Source organism: Williamsia muralis (assembly GCF_051487485.1).
In the GTDB taxonomy this organism is placed as follows: domain Bacteria; phylum Actinomycetota; class Actinomycetes; order Mycobacteriales; family Mycobacteriaceae; genus Williamsia; species Williamsia muralis_B.
On sequence record NZ_JAHVCV010000012.1, the window covers coordinates 17,656 to 33,785 of the forward strand.

General features: G+C 60.4%; 24 protein-coding genes and 2 tRNA genes. 16 read left to right on the forward strand and 10 right to left on the reverse strand.

The genetic code is table 11. The features are described 5' to 3' along the window. Window positions 1–15 precede the first annotated feature (15 nt). The 4 genes from KXR83_RS24415 to KXR83_RS24430 all read right to left on the reverse strand — a co-directional run bounded on the left by KXR83_RS24415 (window position 16) and on the right by KXR83_RS24430 (window position 1,445). Window positions 16–318: a hypothetical protein gene (locus KXR83_RS24415; protein ID WP_023954691.1), complete on the reverse strand. Its 303-nt coding sequence runs from the start codon at window positions 316–318 to the stop codon at window positions 16–18. Window positions 319–375: 57 nt separating this feature from the next. Next, window positions 376–594 carry a hypothetical protein gene (locus KXR83_RS24420; protein WP_023954693.1) on the reverse strand — a complete coding sequence of 73 codons (219 nt, stop codon included), beginning with the start codon at window positions 592–594 and terminating at the stop codon, window positions 376–378. A gap of 14 nt (window positions 595–608) precedes the next feature. After that, a complete protein-coding gene (nrdH, locus tag KXR83_RS24425; protein ID WP_023954695.1) occupies window positions 609–851 on the reverse strand; it encodes a glutaredoxin-like protein NrdH in 243 nt (80 codons plus the stop codon). 309 nt (window positions 852–1,160) lie between these two features. Then, window positions 1,161–1,445, reverse strand: a complete 285-nt coding sequence (locus KXR83_RS24430) for a hypothetical protein (RefSeq protein ID WP_152537974.1) — start codon at window positions 1,443–1,445, stop codon at window positions 1,161–1,163. Between the two features lie 29 nt (window positions 1,446–1,474). On the opposite strand from KXR83_RS24430, the gene KXR83_RS24435 reads away from it, so the two are divergent. From KXR83_RS24435 to KXR83_RS24485, 11 genes are all read left to right on the forward strand, one after another. Then, window positions 1,475–2,023: a hypothetical protein gene (locus tag KXR83_RS24435; protein WP_023954699.1), complete on the forward strand. Its 549-nt coding sequence runs from the start codon at window positions 1,475–1,477 to the stop codon at window positions 2,021–2,023. Between the two features lie 18 nt (window positions 2,024–2,041). After that, window positions 2,042–2,245 (forward strand): hypothetical protein, encoded by a 204-nt coding sequence (locus KXR83_RS24440; protein ID WP_023954701.1) that lies wholly within the window; start codon window positions 2,042–2,044, stop codon window positions 2,243–2,245. Then, window positions 2,245–2,874 carry a DUF6349 family protein gene (locus KXR83_RS24445; protein ID WP_023954703.1) on the forward strand — a complete coding sequence of 210 codons (630 nt, stop codon included), beginning with the start codon at window positions 2,245–2,247 and terminating at the stop codon, window positions 2,872–2,874. Before KXR83_RS24440 ends, KXR83_RS24445 begins: the two co-directional genes overlap by 1 nt. A 14-nt stretch (window positions 2,875–2,888) precedes the next feature. Further along, window positions 2,889–3,179: a hypothetical protein gene (locus KXR83_RS24450; protein ID WP_023954705.1), complete on the forward strand. Its 291-nt coding sequence runs from the start codon at window positions 2,889–2,891 to the stop codon at window positions 3,177–3,179. Between the two features lie 68 nt (window positions 3,180–3,247). Further along, window positions 3,248–3,661 carry a hypothetical protein gene (locus tag KXR83_RS24455; protein WP_023954707.1) on the forward strand — a complete coding sequence of 138 codons (414 nt, stop codon included), beginning with the start codon at window positions 3,248–3,250 and terminating at the stop codon, window positions 3,659–3,661. Continuing rightward, window positions 3,658–3,921 (forward strand): hypothetical protein, encoded by a 264-nt coding sequence (locus KXR83_RS24460; RefSeq protein WP_023954709.1) that lies wholly within the window; start codon window positions 3,658–3,660, stop codon window positions 3,919–3,921. The genes KXR83_RS24455 and KXR83_RS24460 overlap by 4 nt, the downstream gene beginning before the upstream one ends. After that, the gene (locus KXR83_RS24465) at window positions 3,921–4,316 is read left to right on the forward strand and encodes a hypothetical protein (protein ID WP_023954711.1); all 396 of its coding nucleotides are present in this window, start codon (window positions 3,921–3,923) and stop codon (window positions 4,314–4,316) included. The genes KXR83_RS24460 and KXR83_RS24465 overlap by 1 nt, the downstream gene beginning before the upstream one ends. Beyond that, window positions 4,316–4,660: a hypothetical protein gene (locus KXR83_RS24470; protein WP_023954713.1), complete on the forward strand. Its 345-nt coding sequence runs from the start codon at window positions 4,316–4,318 to the stop codon at window positions 4,658–4,660. Before KXR83_RS24465 ends, KXR83_RS24470 begins: the two co-directional genes overlap by 1 nt. Window positions 4,661–4,805: 145 nt before the next feature. Further along, window positions 4,806–5,180, forward strand: coding sequence for a hypothetical protein (locus KXR83_RS24475; protein WP_023954715.1), 375 nt, complete (start codon window positions 4,806–4,808; stop codon window positions 5,178–5,180). Next, window positions 5,177–5,404 carry a hypothetical protein gene (locus tag KXR83_RS24480; RefSeq protein WP_023954718.1) on the forward strand — a complete coding sequence of 76 codons (228 nt, stop codon included), beginning with the start codon at window positions 5,177–5,179 and terminating at the stop codon, window positions 5,402–5,404. The genes KXR83_RS24475 and KXR83_RS24480 overlap by 4 nt, the downstream gene beginning before the upstream one ends. 8 nt (window positions 5,405–5,412) lie before the next feature. After that, on the forward strand, window positions 5,413–5,631 hold the full coding sequence (locus tag KXR83_RS24485; RefSeq protein WP_023954720.1) for a hypothetical protein: 219 nt from the start codon (window positions 5,413–5,415) through the stop codon (window positions 5,629–5,631). A 258-nt stretch (window positions 5,632–5,889) separates the two neighbouring features. Here the strand turns inward: KXR83_RS24485 and KXR83_RS24490 are convergent, their stop codons facing one another. Further along, entirely contained in the window at window positions 5,890–6,315 is a 426-nt protein-coding gene (locus KXR83_RS24490) for a DUF6924 domain-containing protein (protein WP_023954722.1), read from the reverse strand. Between the two features lie 378 nt (window positions 6,316–6,693). Here KXR83_RS24490 and KXR83_RS24495 point away from each other — a divergent pair, with 378 nt between their 5' ends. The 3 genes from KXR83_RS24495 to KXR83_RS24505 all read left to right on the forward strand — a co-directional run bounded on the left by KXR83_RS24495 (window position 6,694) and on the right by KXR83_RS24505 (window position 10,885). Continuing rightward, window positions 6,694–8,829 (forward strand): NucA/NucB deoxyribonuclease domain-containing protein, encoded by a 2,136-nt coding sequence (locus KXR83_RS24495; RefSeq protein WP_437427067.1) that lies wholly within the window; start codon window positions 6,694–6,696, stop codon window positions 8,827–8,829. Between the two features lie 66 nt (window positions 8,830–8,895). Next, window positions 8,896–9,984, forward strand: a complete 1,089-nt coding sequence (locus KXR83_RS24500) for a hypothetical protein (RefSeq protein ID WP_133248707.1) — start codon at window positions 8,896–8,898, stop codon at window positions 9,982–9,984. A 166-nt stretch (window positions 9,985–10,150) separates the two neighbouring features. Continuing rightward, window positions 10,151–10,885, forward strand: a complete 735-nt coding sequence (locus tag KXR83_RS24505; RefSeq protein ID WP_437427068.1) for a hypothetical protein — start codon at window positions 10,151–10,153, stop codon at window positions 10,883–10,885. A gap of 615 nt (window positions 10,886–11,500) precedes the next feature. Here KXR83_RS24505 and KXR83_RS24510 read toward each other — a convergent pair. The 3 genes from KXR83_RS24510 to KXR83_RS24520 form a co-directional block, all read right to left on the reverse strand. Continuing rightward, window positions 11,501–12,016, reverse strand: a complete 516-nt coding sequence (locus tag KXR83_RS24510) for a ParB/RepB/Spo0J family partition protein (RefSeq protein ID WP_341476874.1) — start codon at window positions 12,014–12,016, stop codon at window positions 11,501–11,503. Window positions 12,017–12,363: 347 nt separating this feature from the next. Then, window positions 12,364–13,059, reverse strand: coding sequence for a ParA family protein (locus tag KXR83_RS24515; protein ID WP_023954734.1), 696 nt, complete (start codon window positions 13,057–13,059; stop codon window positions 12,364–12,366). Window positions 13,060–13,576: 517 nt separating this feature from the next. Further along, entirely contained in the window at window positions 13,577–13,756 is a 180-nt protein-coding gene (locus tag KXR83_RS24520) for a helix-turn-helix domain-containing protein (RefSeq protein ID WP_235189367.1), read from the reverse strand. 154 nt (window positions 13,757–13,910) lie between these two features. On the opposite strand from KXR83_RS24520, the gene KXR83_RS24525 reads away from it, so the two are divergent. Then, complete coding sequence (locus tag KXR83_RS24525) at window positions 13,911–14,540, forward strand: helix-turn-helix domain-containing protein (RefSeq protein ID WP_023954738.1); 630 nt, start codon at window positions 13,911–13,913, stop codon at window positions 14,538–14,540. A 276-nt stretch (window positions 14,541–14,816) separates the two neighbouring features. Further along, on the forward strand, window positions 14,817–15,839 hold the full coding sequence (locus KXR83_RS24530) for a tyrosine-type recombinase/integrase (RefSeq protein ID WP_165842572.1): 1,023 nt from the start codon (window positions 14,817–14,819) through the stop codon (window positions 15,837–15,839). 29 nt (window positions 15,840–15,868) lie between these two features. Here the strand turns inward: KXR83_RS24530 and KXR83_RS24535 are convergent. After that, window positions 15,869–15,944, reverse strand: a tRNA-Arg gene (locus KXR83_RS24535). Window positions 15,945–15,980: 36 nt separating this feature from the next. Further along, a tRNA-Ser gene (locus KXR83_RS24540) sits at window positions 15,981–16,072 on the reverse strand. Window positions 16,073–16,130 lie beyond the last annotated feature (58 nt).

Below are 16,130 nucleotides of genomic sequence, written 5' to 3' on the forward strand. Positions count from 1 at the left end.
TGATGTCGCGCGTGGTCAGTCGGTGGTGCTCGCGGTGAGGGCTTCGATGGCCCACTGCTGGCACTGACCTGCGAGGTCTTCCAACTCCGCAGCATGCCCGGTGTCCCCCTCAGCCCGGGCACGTTCGGCACCAACCCAATAGCGGGCGGCGCGCTGTTCGTACTGGGCGTGCAACCGGGCCTGTTGCGCCCGGTCCTCTTCGTCGTCAACGGCCGGAGTATTGGGGCAGCCGGGCCCGTGGGGATCGCTGAAGTGCTCGCCGCACACGGGGCAGCAATCGTCGGTGTCGGGAAGGGTGGTTGTGGTGGCTGTAGTCATCTCTGGTGTCCTCAGTTCTGGTGTATTTGGTGATTGCGGTTGGCGATGAAAGGTGGCTCAGACGACGATGGTGTTGCCCTCGGAGTCGACGTCGAAGTACAGGTAGTCGCCGGGGTACTCCTGGTTGACGCACTGGGCGTGCGGGTTGTTGTTGGCGGGGCAGCTGTAGTCGCCGCACCCGCAGAACGGGCCTGCGTAGTAGTTCGTCGCGGCGCCGTGGTCCTCGTTGACCATGCGCTCTTCGCGTTCGGCATCGATGGTGTGTGTGGTGGTCATGATTGTTGGTCCTTTCAGGCGGCGGTCTGGGTCAGGGCTTTGATGCGCTCGGGGCGAAAACCGGACCAGTTCTGTTCTCCAGCAACAACAACGGGCGCTTGCAGGTGGCCCAGGCTCATCACGTAGTCGCGGGCGTCGTTGTCGGTGGTGATGTCCACGACCTCGTAGGCGATCCCAGCTTTGTCCAGCGCCCGGTAGGTGGCGTTGCATTGGACGCACGCTGGTTTGGTGTAGACGGTGATGGCGGTTGCAGTCATTGGTTTCGGCCTCTCGGTGTCGGTGCGACTGAGTCTTGGTCTGTCTCTTTGTTCTATTCTAGCGTGAATTACGTTGCTACACAACACATTTGAGTAACGTTCTTGCAGATCAGAGCGTGTTTCACAGCTTCCATTTCCTGTTACATGCCGCTCTCGTGGGCGGTGGGGTGTGGGTCCAGTTGTTCGGCGAAAGAACTGCCGCGAAATAAGCGCAGCGCGTGGCTGTGGTTTCGGCGGGCTGCTTGACGCTCACCCCACCGCTTCGAGACACTCACGGCCCAGGAAATGCGCCCCACCGCCGCCTGGGTGTCAAAGCCGTTCGCAGTCCTCGCATTTCCATCCGCGACGGGTCAATGCGCAGGTTCCGCTCTGGCCGCATCCGCCGCAGCTCACGCTCACCTCCCGCGATCCGGCCAACAGCTCGGCCATCTCCCGGTCGATGATTCCGGTGTCGGCGAAGGCCTCTTGGCACCACCGGCAGTACCTCGAGGTCTCGTCGTGCGACACCGGCCGCACGCACCCGGGAAACCGGCACACATCAGTGTCGGCGGCAACAAAGAAGTCCTGTGCTCCATGGCTTTTCGTTGTAGACATGCCGTTACTATACCTGGTATAGTAGTCGTATGGGAAGAACCTCCGGAACACTGAGCAAAGATCAGCGCTGGCTCTGCTACGCCGTCGGCGGCTGGCAGATGCTCGACTGCCTCATCGACCCTGCGACCGGGATCTCCCGCCTGATGCAGTCGATGGCAGGATCGTCCAACGGTCAGCGCGACGGCGAGGGACCGGACTGGCTGCGCGAGGGCTTTCGATGCGCGTACGGAACCATCGCCTCGGGCATGTCCTACAGTCGCGCTCGCCAGGGCTCAGTCGTGGTCACCACCGCCGAGCTGGCCGCCTTCGCCGCCACCCTGCCCGCTGACCTGATCGCCCAGATGAAGCACTGCCGCCACCGCTACCAGTCGGTGCTGGTGGCCCGGTGGGACTGGTGCAACTGCGGGCGTGACTGTGGCCGCGCCACCCACTACACCCCCGAGCAGTACCAGGAAGAAAAAGAGTTGTTCTTCCACACCCTCAGTGAGGAAAAACGGCTGCTCCGCATCGCTTTCGCGATCGACGCCATGGCCGAACCCGATGACCTGTTCGACCTGCTCGCCCTCACCGATCACTGATCGAAAGGACTACCTCTCATGGCCAGTTACAGCGTCTACTTCCACGACGGCACCTACATCAGCGACATGACCGTCATCGATGCCGCCGAAGCCGCCCGACGAGGCGAAGGCGGCAGCGGCAAGCAAGTCGTTGGCGTCATCGACACCGACCTGTTCGGAATCGACTGCGGCAGTGACGCCGCCCGCGCCATCCGCCTGGCCATGCTCGGAGGCGACAACTGATGACCATCCAACTCGATCTGTTCGCCATGGCCGCAGCCGACGAACAAGCCGAACGCGAAACTCACGGCATCCCCACCCTGTACGCCTTCGAGTCTGACGATCTGGCCGACTACGACCGCGTGTTTGACCAGTGGCAACAGGATTGGGGTCGCTTCAACTCCATCGCTCAGTCCCATGCCTGGCGGTTCGCCATCAGCGACTCGTTCTACCGTCCCCGCCCACTGAGCGGATGCCAGCCAGTGATCATGCACGCCAGCACCAGCTGCCACCACCATCGCTGGACCGAACGATGTATGTGCGTCGGTGCCTACAACAGTCCGTTCCGCGCCCGCTGCCGCGGCTGCACCTGGCGCTCGGAGCTGGTGGCCACCGAAACCGACGCCGTCCTCGCTGCCCTAGACCACACCCACCCCGGCTGGCGGCAAAGCCCCATCGTCGGATCACGCCCCTTCGACGGCACCAAGAAGCAACAACGGTGGGACGACGAAGTCGCCGGCCTCTACGGCGATCGCCCCGACGGCTGGCCCATCATCACCGCCCGCCCAGGCGACGGCGACCGGGCCGTTCCCGGCCGCTCCCCCTGGGGCGGCTACGACATCGATGCCCGATCACTCACCCCACCAGCCTGACCAAGGAGACCATCGTGGACTACTTCCAAGCCCCCGCCATCGCCACGCTCACACTCCCCCAGACCCACGCCAAGGTCATCGCTACCGGAGAGCAATTCATCCTCTGGTGGACCGACTGCGGGCCAGTGCCCAACGAATGGGCCGAAACCCACCCCGACCTCGGAGTCGCACTCACCCGCCTCGCCGTCCTGCACCACTGCGTCACCAACGATGAAGGCTTCGCCCATCCCAACCCCGACGACTTCACAGACCTCGCCGCAGCGTTCCTCGCATCGGCCATCACCGGGCCTGCACCGACCCCGTGATGTCAGGGGCCCATGTGACACTAGAAATCTCTGCAACCACACAACAGAATCAGCACCGGGGGGAACCAATGCTGACCGCACTCACCAGCACCATCGAACCAACGCCCATCATGATGGCCACGAACACCGCTACCAACATCGTCGTCTATCTGCTCCTCGCCGCGGCCATCGGCTTTGCGCTCGTCGGGGCCACGCTCGTGCCAAGAAAACCCGACGCCACCCAACGCCATGACCTGTACGGACACTGCATGGCCAGCGCCACAATATTCGTGACCGTTGCCTTTGGCACTCGCATCATCGCCTGGACTGCCGGAGCCGACCTAGAGCCCTTCGCGCTCGGACAGACGGCTTGGCTCATGCTCGGGCTTGCTGCAAGTCTGACCGCCGTCAACGCGATGAGCTGGTACCTGTCACTTCCCCTGCCCGGCGCACACCCCGCACAGGACAACAACATTCAGCCCCGGCCCCAGGATCCGCGATGACACCTCCAAAGACCGTCGGAGAGGCGGCCTACCGACTGCGAAACTATGTGGCATCAGCAGCTGCGCTCACCGGTTTGGCAGCGATGAGTCTGGCACTTCTCTTCTACTACGACTCAGCGCCCGAGCCCATGAGGGTCTGGTGCACAGGGCTTTTGGTCGGCCTGACCCCATCATTCGTCGTGCTCGCCGGGACCGCGCTGTGGTTGGCGATTGACATCCGCCGATGGGGGCGCTCCGCCGGATTCGAAAGGAACAACTGATGCCGTCCAGCCGCCGCGTCACCCTTCACCCACTCCCACCAGCCAAACGCGACACCACATTCATCGGTGCCGTCCTGACCATCGCTGGCGGTGTACTGCTCCAAATCGCGATCATCATCCACCACACCACCCTGGGAAACATCGCCGTCACCGCAGCAGCGATAGGCCTGATCACCATGGCCATCGGCTCCCTGCTGTCCCGGCGAACACCCCACCGCACCACCGACAAAAGAGCCACCATCACCGCAGCCCTGACCGGGGTAGCCCTAGTCATCGTTGCGGTCATCCTCGCGATGACCACACCACTGGTCGGCGTCGCGTTCATTATCGGAGGCATCGCCGCACCCCTGATCAACCTCAGCGAGTACATCACTCGAGATAGGACAGCCGTCTGATGCCAGAGAACATCGATTCAGCACTGCTCTTCGTCTTCTACGCAATCCTGTTTGTCGGGTCGCTACTCGGCGTCACCACCGCCGGAATAGGCCTGCTCGGACCCAGCTTCATAGGGCTCGAACGCCGGTACGCATTCCGTAACGGAACTGTCGTCACCGTCGGCCTTCTCGTCGTCGGCCTGGTGAACCAGTTCATCGCCGCCACCCTCAACAACGACCTCTCCGTCGTCGGCTACATACTGCTTGGCGTCCTCGCCGTCGCCTTGCTCACCAACGCGATCGGATGGCTGATCTGCACCCGGACACCCGCCAGAAGCAACCCCCGACGGGAGCAGACGGCATGATCCTGGAACTGTTGATCTGCGGTGCAACATTGCTGTCCGCAACGCCATTCATTTTTGTCTACCGCCGCGTGTGGCACATGGCCGGCGGTCAAACACCCCCACCAGTCCTCCGCGGCGGACACCGCCACTCGCACAAGGCGAACCGATGACCGACGAGACGCTCCTGACGATCCTCTACCTCATCAGCGCGCTCACCATCCTCGCCAGCGTCGGACTCCTCGAAACCGCCAAACGCAGGGACCGGAAATGGTGGAACCACGCCGCCACCGCGGACCCCAACAACCCGAACACGGCCACCCTAGCCACCACCCTGCTGCGCATCATCGACCTCGCGCACTACGCCTGGTGTCCAGCCGCCCTCGGCGCCGCCGCCGGCCTCGCCGCCATCTGGATCTCAGCCACACCCACCCAAATGGCCGGAGCAGTCGTACTCACCCTCGCCGCGATCGCCACCGCCAGCTACACCTACACAGCCCGCGAACGCATCACCGACCGAACCCGCAAGCCCTACACACGATGACGACCAACGAACGCGCAGTAGAACTCCTCGCCGCGTCCCGCCCACGCCGAGCCCTCACCCTCGACACCATGGTCGGCCTGGTCTCCAGGCTCGACCATCCCCTCACCATCAACCAATCCTCGGCCGTCAAAGCCGCCTACCAACGCGCCCTACGCAGCGCAGCCCCCACGCTTGGCGACCTCGCACAGGAACTGCGCCGGTCACCGAGCACTAGCCCGGTATAGTCCCGGCAATGGCCGACTCCATCAAAGACACCGAACTCGCAGCACTACGCGAAACCGTCAAGAAACTGGACGAGGCAAAAAGAACCGTCAACGAGCTACTCACACAACGCGATATCCATCTCCTGGCCGCCAAAAAGGCCGGCGCCTCCTGGAAAGAACTCCAGCAAGACGGCGACCTCACCCCAGGTGGACTCCGTAAGGTACTTCAACGTCACAACTTGCTCTGAACGGTGCTGCGGCCGTATCTACTGACGCTTCGGAGCCCCCTGCACTCTCGATCCAGCAAGCCCCGCGTCGCGTGCGGTACACCGCGTTAGGGATCCGGCGGGACTTAACGCGTTAGCAGCTGGTGATTGTCCGACTCGCCTCGAACGTCGTCGGGAACCTGAAGTGATCGCCTCCAGGCCCGCAAGATGTTATAGGTGCTCGCCGGAGCTGTGATGGGTCGCGGGAGGCTTGATGTCGCGGTAGCTCTGTTGTTCGGGTTAGAAGCGGCGGAAAATGCCGTCGTCGTCTGCGCTCTCGACGAACTCAATGAAGTCCATGTTGGCGAGTGAGAGGTTGTTCTCGATGGACCACATTGCGGACGGGATGACGCGGACGGTTTGTCCGTGTTCTTCTGGGTACTCGGTGCCGCTGATGTCGATGGCGAGGATGGGGTGTTCGGGGTTGGTGAGTGTTTCACGGTCGACGATGAAGACGTAATACGGTGGCGGCTCTCCGATTTCGGCGAGGAGTTCGGCGACGGTGATGCCGTCCCATGATGGGTCGTTGACGGGCGTGAGGTCAGCCATGAAGCCGTCGGGCGCTTGGGGTGCTTGGGCTGCTGCGACTACTTGGTTCCAGGCGCCGTCGTCGGTGTAGTCGGTGCGGATGAGTGCTGATTCTTCGGGGAGCTTGGGTCTGGTCATGGCTACAGATTAGGACGCAGACCGCTGTGACTAGATGTGTCCAGCATCCGCGTAACGAACAATACCGATTCAGTAAACCGCGGGCCGATTGAGCACTAACACAAATAACCTCACAGATCTACTGTTCTCGTTAATCCTTTGCTAAATCCCGTCAAATTCTAGCCGTCGCGAATGCCCGTTGCCCGCGCTATTCGATGGCACGCAGCGCTCCACCTGCGAATATAGTCCCGCCAGTTGCTAATGTTTGAATATGCAAACTGTGATCAGTAGTAGTTAACTACGAGTGCTCGGGTAGTTCGTACAAAGGACGCGCGTACAGATGATTTTTTGGTCGAATGAGTACCTCGGCTAAATTTCGCGCAACGAGGGGCATACGCAATGAAATCGAGTTGGCTACGACGGAATTTCGTGCGATTTATCGTTGTGGTGTGCGCAACGCTTGGCGTAGGAATCACTACAGCCATTCCTGCTCAAGCCGCCTGGCCGATTGGAGGAGCGATCCTCACCGAGTACAACCAGCGGGGAGGATACGGATTCTTTGGCCCTTCGACGAGTCCAGAGTCGCCCGCAGAGCAAGAGGGACGTTATCAAACGTTCAACAACACGAACCAGTCGATATATTGGAAAGCGTCGGTCGCGAACGGTAAAGCCAACCAAATAGGCGGCTACATTCGAGGTAAGTACGGGTCATTGGATTGGGAACGCAGCTACCTGGGTTTCCCCACCACTCATGAGCTCGCTGGGGCCAAGCCCGGCCGTTACAATTTATTTCAATTCGGCGGAATCTACTGGCCGCAGGGTGCCACCGACGCATTTGCAGTCAAATTCGACAGCGAAATATACAGGACGTGGGCTGACAACACCTGGGAACACGGCACGTATGGCTATCCAGTAAGCGACGAATACAATTTTGACGGTGGACGGCGGCAGGACTTCCAAGGCGGGTCGATCGTCTGGAAACCCGATGGCTTTGCGGAGGACTACGAGGGCGACGGAACCGTCGACTACGCAGCCGATTGCGAGCAGAACACGACCTGCGGATTCGACGCGCGGGGTGTAACAGTCGGTTCTCAAAAACTTGGGACACCGCCCCCAGGTGGAGGGCTTTTCCCTGGGGTACCAGGTGGCCGTTCCGCAGCACCCGCAGAAGAGTGCTCCACCTCCACAACCCCAGCGTCCGAACCAAGCAGCCCAGCCTCGGACGACAACGCGGCTCCCAATGGCCCGTCCACACCAGCTGGCAGCGAGCCGACGACCCCATCGAACACGACGACGCCCAGCGAAACGACCGCGCCAGCCGATACGTCACGGGGGCCACTGCTCCCATCGCAAGCCGACACAACCACTAGCGTCCCGAGCTCCTCAGAAAGCTTGACGCCTGCACCAACGACATCGGAATCTGCACCCGCGTTGCCCAGTCAGGAAAATAGTGTAGTGACATGGTGCCGCGGTGAGGCCGAGAGCGACGCCCCGCCATCAGCAAACCGGGCACCGGAAACCTCGATGTGCGCCATGCGCCTGAATAGTTGGTACGCCTCACGCCGAGACGGCTGCTACGTGAAGAAAAACACGGCGTTTATCGCGAGGAATACGCAGCTTCAGGAAATTGGCCGCATCGAAGGTATCGAGTCAATGAGCGTCAACCCCGAGGGCTACACATCCACCGAGTTCGTTGGTAAGTACAGCTTTGAAGTCACGAAGATCGAGAACTTCTTGACCTCAGCGTTGTCTGTAGAGTCTACGTGCGCAATCAGATTCGGTGGCACAGGACCATGCGACGGCGCTGCACAATCGGTCAACGATGTCTTCCTGACTGTGGGTACCGTGGTCAACCTCGAGTCGCCGCACAGCATCAATGTGGGCGCTCCCGCAGCCGGGCAAATAAAGTTCGGTCAAGTTCGGTTCACCATCCAAGTAATCGCCACGGTGCCGCCCACAGATGGGCCATCACCCGGTCCATACCGGCAGGAACTGCAGACTTCGCGGGTGCGATGCGACTCGGCTCCCCAAATGCGCAACACTCGCGGTTGCGTGATTGCGGACACGATTCCAGTCTGGGATCTGACCAGTGAGTCCAATCTCAACGAATATCGCGATCACGTCGCCTTCGGCCAACAGTCCGGCCTGCCTGGCGGATCCAATCTGGCAGGGGACGGAGCGACCTTGAGCCGCACAACCGACGGCACGATAATCACGAGCAACCGGCGAAACACGTGTGGCAAAGTGACCGCCGGACCGACCGGTCGACCCGCCGGTAAGAGCTGCGACGAATACCCCATGGCAGCTACCAACGAAGGTGGCACGGCGCCCGCTCGAACATTCCCTCAATGCGGAATCCCCAATAGGGAGAATAGGCCGGTACTCTCCACTCCGAATCCAGAAAACCTGGGAGGAGGCTCCAGTGTATGCCTCATCAATCGGGGACAGAACTCGCGAGCTGGCTCGCTACAGTCCTGGTTCTTTACCAAATCCCGGATACTCAATGGTGACCAGTTCCTCGTGCGACCGCATTAGAACGCAGAACTAATGTCAAATGTGCACGTGCATGGCACCGGGACATGCACCATATGGTTTCAATGTTTGCCCGACGACATCCACCGAAGCGAGCTCTTGGATGCCGCCGGAACAATCAAACGCAAAAATAAGATGAAAGACCTCAAGGCATCGCTTGGACCCGGCAACCCGGTACTAGCACAGTTCGATGAGATCACGCCCCCTCAAGGACCCCGGTTCGTCCTGGTGCACTTTGACGGTGCCGGCCCTGTCGACATCCGAATCCGAACGCACAATGCCGAACCACCGATAGAGGTCGAGGACTGGGAGACGATCGAACAGGTCGGGGCCGAGTTCGGCGAGCTCGAGAACACCGCCCAGCTTGACGATTCGAACACGAAAGACACCCCCCCAGACCTCGACACGTTGATGAAGCAGATCCCCCCCGGGTGGAATATGATCCGCGCCCACCGCCGGAGATCTCATACCCCAGAGTCGGGCAGCGACGTCCTCATCGATATCTGGCCCATCGCTGGCCCATCTGGTCAGAAACACATCAAACATCAACCCGTCGTACCCGAAAACCCAAAGGTGCCACCCCGCGCTGACGAATACCAACAATGGGTACGGATCACCCGTTGCCTCCGCCGTGCCGGTGCAGCGTCAATTGCCGATCGGGCCATGGGCCAGCCTGCCGTCATCGCCGAGTCCGTCATTTCGGCCCTCAAAAATGCCGGGCTAAATCCACGCGAAACACCGACACAATGGTTTCATATCCTCACCCAATACCCCGATCACCGATGGGCTGACCTCCTCCCCGACTACCGGCTACTGACCGTTGAGCAAGCCTTGAAGACCCGGGAACAAGCCCTCCGCATATCGCCGAAAACTCACGACTACCCCCGCGCCGCCGGCGAACCGACGCAAACCTACATCCCTGAATACATTCCCATTGCCGAAAACGCTACCCACATCCTTATCTACGACTCTCGGCACGGCGACAAACATGGTTTAATCAGAGAATTTGACAAAATCAGTGGAGTCAAGACAAAACCTGAGTGGAAGAATCTGGTCTACCTTCTCGGAGCCCTCGCCTTCGCTCTCGAAAATCGCACACCTTTTCGGGGGTTTACGCCGCAGCTGACCGACAGAAACCTTAGATGGCAGCCAAAATAGATCAGATTTTGCAGGCGGATACCCTGACGATACTAATCTCTGCATCCGGTTGTGGCGTTAGTTCTGGTCCCGTGATTTCGCGTAGATATTGGGGATACCACTCCAACAATTAACGCGCGATGAAGACCTATCTCACGATAGGAAAACTCAACGCAATGGAGATCAAATGAAGAAAATGGCCAGGTTGATACGATGCGCAAGTGCAAGCGCAGCGGCGGTTTCGATCGCACTGATCGTCGGGATGGGCGATGCGTCAGCGGCGACCAAGGTCGGCTGGGTGGGACCCACCCCCCCGGGCGAGGGTAATCAGCTGTACCTCACCACATCCACGATTAATAACGCCCCCCTACAGGCCTCGAGTCGGATCTACACAGCCTTCGGGAACTCTGTGCCGGGCGGATATATGGGTGTCCAGGCCCGACTTTTTAAGTCCGGCGTTCTCTGTCAGATCACAGGTTGGGTGTACAACCCGTTGTCCACCAACACTCTGACAACGAACACCAACGGCAATTGCGGTAGTGGTTCCTACAACAGCCATGGATTCGTCCAATATTGGACGGGCGCCGAATACGGTCAGTTCCTTACTTTCCCCACCGATCCACTTGACTTTTCGGCGCCGGCACTACGAAGCGCTGGCACCGTTCCGCAGACAGAAATCACTACCAACTCCAAGGGTCAAAGCCTGGGATCTGCCGAGAACGCCCGCACCGAGGACGAACAACCCGATCTGATCGCCGCCTACGGCACTCAAGGCGAGACGGGCTACCTCAAGAAGACCGATCTCATAACGAAAGCGGTGTCCCCCGCTGAGGCCGTCGCCCACAGCGATTCAGCGCCACGAACCGTGCCCCTTTATGCCGCTGATGGAACCACTACGGTGGGGTCCTTCACGATCAAGTAGACACAATTCGCCGCAGCGTCGGACGTCTACGTCTGACGTCCGACGCTGTGCTTATCGCTAACTTCGCGCGGGAAGAGAAGCTGCAGAGTTACACCCCGGGAAACCACCCCTGTCCGCTCGCCCTGCGAGTCAACAACCCCGACGGCTGACCTGACCATGGTCGGTCCCCAAGAGGCCCGCTTTCTACGCGCGTTCCATAAACGTTCGTTTTTGGGACGGCACTTCAACGGGACGCCGTACTGGGGCTACCTGCGTACCAAAACTCATGTCGCATACCTATGGCTCAAACCATGCCATGTCGTCGAGTTATGGAACCCCTCGAGCCTGGGCGAGCTATTCGGGTCCGCCAGGGGGCGACTGCCGAGCAGACCGCGCATACGCGAAGCGACGCTTTGACGGGCCGCCGGCTGATCCTCGGTGTGAATCGACGCCACCAGCGGAGCGACCACCGTCCGACCTCCCGAACGCTACTTTGCTCCAACCCGAACCGCGCCCAAGCAGCGATCAGCGACGCCGAGGCGCTCGGCCTTGAACTGACGGTGATCGTGCGATGATCAGCACACGCTGCGAGTGCGCGTCGTCTTTACCGCGGTAAAGACGACGCACCAGCCCATTTCATTCGTCACGTGACAGGGCGGACACCAACTCTTCGATCTGCTCTGCCGAGAACACATCACGCACCGCCGCCGCCAGCGACGCAGGATCTGTGCGTAGTCGCCGAAGCGCACGAACAGCAGCTTTCAGGGACGGCGGTTCGGCAGGTGCAGGCGCGGGTTTGCCCCCCTCGTCGCCTTTCCGTTGCTGTTCACGCTCCTGGGCGGCCTGCCAAGCGGCTACTTGTTCCGCTCGGGGCACCGTGGCCAGCGACCGCGCATCTCGTAACGCAAGTTCGCCGGCCCGCAACGACTCCTGGAGTTTGGGCGCGAGCTTGAGCAGAGCACGGCGTTGTGAGACCCAGCCTTCGCTCCTACCAAGCCGCTTGGCAGCGACACCTGCTCCTCCGAGCTCGGTAACCATCAATTCGACTGCATGTGCCTCTTCGAGGACATCGAAGTCTTCTCGGTCGATGTTTTCCACGACCGCCGCCCACAGGATTGTCTCCCGGTCGACGGCCAGACCGTCGCGAATCACGATATCCAGCCCTTCGCGGCCGAACTTGTGCGCGGCAGCCAGCCTGCGACACCCGTTGACCACGACCCATTTGGCCTGCTCGAGGTGCTGCTCGTCCTCCGGCCACAGTCCAAGCCAGGCTGCCCGGCTGACAACGCTGCCGGGCTGGAGTTGTCGAAACTTGATCGACTCCAGGTCGTCAAGGTTTCGTAACCCCGATCTAGGATTTCGAGGATTGGCGACGAGCTGAGTCAGCGGAACATTCGAACGAAAGAGGCCGTCAAGTCGAGCGGTCGAATCGACAGTGGATTTGCTCCCAACAGACGTAGCCAGGCTTGCCAGGTCAACCCGTCCTCCCTTGCGGGCCACTACCGAATCCCCACTTCGAGCTCTAAGCACAGGCGTTGGAAATCCTCACGAGCCTGTAGACCGACGCGATTCGCCGCGTATTCGGTAACGACCTTGCCTTCCGCTGCGGCCCGCGAGTGCATTTTGTAGCGACGCACAACGGTGTTCGCCAACGGCCACCCTTGAGACCTGACGAACGCCTGGGTCTGTTCAAGATCAGTCCTGCTGTCACGCGGATCCCAGTTGTTAATGACCACAATGAACGGAATACCTCTCGGCTGAAGGACTTTCAAGATCGTTCTCGCGGTCGGATCGAAGGCCAGCGGTTCGGGGACGATTGGCACTATCACCAAGTCAGCCGAGGACAACACCGCTTCGAGCGCATCTCCGGAGTTACCGTTCTCGGTACCCCCGGGTGTATCGCCAATCCAGCCGGGGGTGTCGACGACAACGTGCTCAACTCCAGGAAGGTTTCTCAGGCCCCGGAGAACATCTGCATTGTCATGAGCCTGGGCGATCCGGAAGGGAAGTTCGTTAACGCGCTCCGCCCACCAAACGGCCGAACCTTGAGGGTCAATCGACACCGCCAGTACGGGCGACGCATCGTCGCCCGAGTCCGGCGCAGCCATGACGTCCGCCTTAACGGCCGCTAGGTTCATTGCGATAGTGGACTTACCCACTCCGCCTTTCTGATTCATCACTACGTGGACCGACATTTATACCTCCGTGTACTTCACCACCGTGGGTGGCTACTTCGGACTGATACTTGCGACTGTTGTAATCGGGCTTGCCTGCAGAGACATCGAACTTCGTGCGGTCTGATCCGGACCCCCCATGGCCACCCCAATTTTCCGCACCCACGTTGTCCGCTCCACGCCCTCTAGCCCCGCGCCTCACTCGGCGCGTGGCTATCGGTATCACCACGTCTCCGATGATCAGTCAAAGCAGTGGCGCCTCGGGGCCGGTCACCGAGGAATTACAAAGGGTGCACAGCAACGGCGGCAGGCTGGTTATCGTCGGGCCTTGCGAAGAAACGACGGCAATCTAGTTTCAGCACAGAGGAGTTCGACACATTCCAGTCAGACTGGAAATGTGTTGCTCTGTGCGAAAGGGCGCGTTATCGTTTGAGTTGAGACCTCCGTTCACGTGGTTCGCAGGTTTCAACGCCCCCGACGATCGGTGCTCGCAACACCGAGTCATTCCAGCCGGGGGCGTTCACGTTGGACTTGCGGGTCAGGCGACGCCGCTGCCGCCTCGCGCAGCTTGCTTCTCTAAGCGTTCGATGAACTCATCAATCGCTGTATCAGGGAACAGGCGGCGGCTTCCAACCTTGACGGACCGGATGTCGCCAGCGCTCAGCCTGTTGTAAATGCTCGCTCGGCTCAGCCCCGTCATCGACGCGGCTTCTTTCACTGTGTACAACCTGCGTGTCACATCGCCTCCCATTTTGCGGCCGTGGAACGCAACTTACATGGTTATCCAGGGTTGTCCACGGGTCTGCACCACAGATTAGCCATGTCGTTGTATGAACGCAATATGTGCGTGAATACGGGTAGACTGCGTTCTTGTGACGCAGCGGTGGTCGGAGGAGATTGTGGAGCGGGTCGGTCGTGAAGTTCGCCGGCTCCGAGGGAAGGACCACGCCAAGATGAGCGCGGCGGGGTTGGCCGATCGGACAGCGGCGCTCGGACATCCCGTTTCACGCTCAGTGATCGCCGATCTCGAAATTGGGCGGAAGAAGAGTCTCGACGTTGCCGAGTTGCTTGTACTCGCACAAGCACTGCAGGTCGCTCCCGTCCAACTGGTCTACCCGGACTTGCCGAAAGGCGACGTCGAGGTGCTGCCGGGACGGTATGTCGAATCACATGAGGCACTTCAATGGTTCTCTGGCGTCAGTGCGTTGTTGAGTCCTTTGCAGGAATCGACAGACTCAGAGCGGTCAGTTCAGATTGAAGTCCGAGAAGTCTTCGCATCACAACGCGATCGGGTCTCGCCCACTCGTGAATGGTTGCTCGCGTTGCGCGCGATGCGCTCAGCGCAGTCTCAACTACGTCGTGCGGTGGCACGATGCGCTGGTACTGACGAGGTCGAGACGCTCCAATACGTATATCTGACGTCGAAGGAGCAAGCAGAAAGAGCCTTCGAGGAGATGGTAGCGGCTGGGATGCCAGCTGGCGACGGCGATTCCGGGGTATAGAGCTCGTTTTTGAGAAGAACGACGGGGGGTAGACGCGTGGGCAGAGAGCGCCTGGCACCAGGTGAGTGGGGGAAAATTTTAACCTACAAGCGCGGTCGAGTTCATGTTGCACGGGCGAGACTTCGCGACCTTGATGGACATCTCAGACTCGTCGAGGCGAACGGTCCGTCTGCCGACTCCGCGCGGCGGGCTCTTCAGTCGAAACTGCAGTCGCGCGTTTATGTCGGCACAGGGCCGGCTGCCCTCACCCAGAAGTCCCTGGTGAAAGAGCTAGCCGTGCACTGGTTCGAGCTCAAGAAGCCGCCCAATGTTTCGCAGCAGACCTACAATCACTACCTCGACGTTTGGCGGCGACTTTGCGAGCCGCGGATTGGTGAGCTCACAATCTCTGAGGTAACGGTGGGGAAGATTGACGGGTTGCTGCGCGAAATACATGGTCGAACTCCAAGCTTCGCACGCCACGCAAAAGTGTTGTGTCGCGGCATCTTCGGCGAGGCCGTCCGCCTGGACATAATCAATCGGAGCCCAGCTCTTGAAGTCGGCCGTCTGAAGTCAGCGAAGCGTGAACCAACGCGAGCGGTTTCGGACGCTGTCTTCGCTGAGGTTCTACGCGCGATAGACCGGTACTCCCGCGGCGAGACTCTATTAGCCGACGGCTCAGTCGTCGTACGGCCCGGGCCAAAACCGTCGGCAGACCTGCGTGACGCCCTAATCCTCTTGCTAGCGACCGGGGCGAGGATCGGCGAAGTGCTCGCGATCAAGTACGGCGACGTGGACTTAGATGCCACACCCCCTCAGCTGACGATATGTGGAACGCTTGTAACCCCGCGACAGCGGGGCGAGACCCTTTATCGCCAGGCGCACCGCAAAAGCGGAGCGCCCAATGTCACCGTCTTGCTACCGCAGTTCGCCGCCGAAGCGTTGCAACGCCGGATGAACGAGCCCACCTTTGCGAACCCGCACGGAGCCGTCTTCGTAACAAGCACCGGAAACTGGCTATCCCCATCGAACCTCCGCCGCTCGTGGCGCGCGGCACTTGGACCGGAGCTGTCGTGGGTGACACCGCACTCGTGCCGGCGGACAGTCGCGACCTTGGTAAAACGCGAATATGGCATCGAGGCCGCACAGGAGCAGCTCGGGCACGGCAGTACAGCTATCACAGAGGCTCACTACATCGAGCGAGCCAGTGTCGCCCGCGATGTTCGCGCAGCTCTCATCACTTACGGGCTGGCTTTCGAGCAAAGTGATGGCAAAGTGATGGATTTGGAACGGATCTCGTCGAACAAGGAAGGCCAGTAACAGCGTCACCGCTGGTACTGGCCTTCGTGTGGTGCGCCCGAAGGGATTCGAACCCCTAACCTCTTGATCCGTAGTCAAGTGCTCTATCCGTTGAGCTACGGGCGCGTGTTCGTGTTCAGTTGTACGTCAGTCTGGTTGCACTGGCGGAGGCGAGAGGATTTGAACCTCCGGTTCCGTTTTAGCGGAACAACTCATTAGCAGTGAGTCCCATTCGGCCGCTCTGGCACGCCTCCTGGTGGAGTCCTTTCGAACTGCCGAAGCAAAAGATTACACAGTCCGCGGCGGCCAGAG

What these genes read in the sequence shown, in the direction of transcription:
- KXR83_RS24415 (WP_023954691.1), bottom strand. Translation starts at nt 318, where the DNA reads ATGACTACAGCCACCACAACCACCCTTCCCGACACCGACGATTGCTGC.
- KXR83_RS24420 (WP_023954693.1), bottom strand. Translation starts at nt 594, where the DNA reads ATGACCACCACACACACCATCGATGCCGAACGCGAAGAGCGCATGGTC.
- nrdH (WP_023954695.1), bottom strand. Translation starts at nt 851, where the DNA reads ATGACTGCAACCGCCATCACCGTCTACACCAAACCAGCGTGCGTCCAA.
- KXR83_RS24430 (WP_152537974.1), bottom strand. Translation starts at nt 1,445, where the DNA reads ATGTCTACAACGAAAAGCCATGGAGCACAGGACTTCTTTGTTGCCGCC.
- KXR83_RS24435 (WP_023954699.1), top strand. Translation starts at nt 1,475, where the DNA reads ATGGGAAGAACCTCCGGAACACTGAGCAAAGATCAGCGCTGGCTCTGC.
- KXR83_RS24440 (WP_023954701.1), top strand. Translation starts at nt 2,042, where the DNA reads ATGGCCAGTTACAGCGTCTACTTCCACGACGGCACCTACATCAGCGAC.
- KXR83_RS24445 (WP_023954703.1), top strand. Translation starts at nt 2,245, where the DNA reads ATGACCATCCAACTCGATCTGTTCGCCATGGCCGCAGCCGACGAACAA.
- KXR83_RS24455 (WP_023954707.1), top strand. Translation starts at nt 3,248, where the DNA reads ATGCTGACCGCACTCACCAGCACCATCGAACCAACGCCCATCATGATG.
- KXR83_RS24460 (WP_023954709.1), top strand. Translation starts at nt 3,658, where the DNA reads ATGACACCTCCAAAGACCGTCGGAGAGGCGGCCTACCGACTGCGAAAC.
- KXR83_RS24465 (WP_023954711.1), top strand. Translation starts at nt 3,921, where the DNA reads ATGCCGTCCAGCCGCCGCGTCACCCTTCACCCACTCCCACCAGCCAAA.
- KXR83_RS24470 (WP_023954713.1), top strand. Translation starts at nt 4,316, where the DNA reads ATGCCAGAGAACATCGATTCAGCACTGCTCTTCGTCTTCTACGCAATC.
- KXR83_RS24475 (WP_023954715.1), top strand. Translation starts at nt 4,806, where the DNA reads ATGACCGACGAGACGCTCCTGACGATCCTCTACCTCATCAGCGCGCTC.
- KXR83_RS24480 (WP_023954718.1), top strand. Translation starts at nt 5,177, where the DNA reads ATGACGACCAACGAACGCGCAGTAGAACTCCTCGCCGCGTCCCGCCCA.
- KXR83_RS24485 (WP_023954720.1), top strand. Translation starts at nt 5,413, where the DNA reads ATGGCCGACTCCATCAAAGACACCGAACTCGCAGCACTACGCGAAACC.
- KXR83_RS24490 (WP_023954722.1), bottom strand. Translation starts at nt 6,315, where the DNA reads ATGACCAGACCCAAGCTCCCCGAAGAATCAGCACTCATCCGCACCGAC.
- KXR83_RS24495 (WP_437427067.1), top strand. Translation starts at nt 6,694, where the DNA reads ATGAAATCGAGTTGGCTACGACGGAATTTCGTGCGATTTATCGTTGTG.
- KXR83_RS24505 (WP_437427068.1), top strand. Translation starts at nt 10,151, where the DNA reads ATGAAGAAAATGGCCAGGTTGATACGATGCGCAAGTGCAAGCGCAGCG.
- KXR83_RS24515 (WP_023954734.1), bottom strand. Translation starts at nt 13,059, where the DNA reads ATGTCGGTCCACGTAGTGATGAATCAGAAAGGCGGAGTGGGTAAGTCC.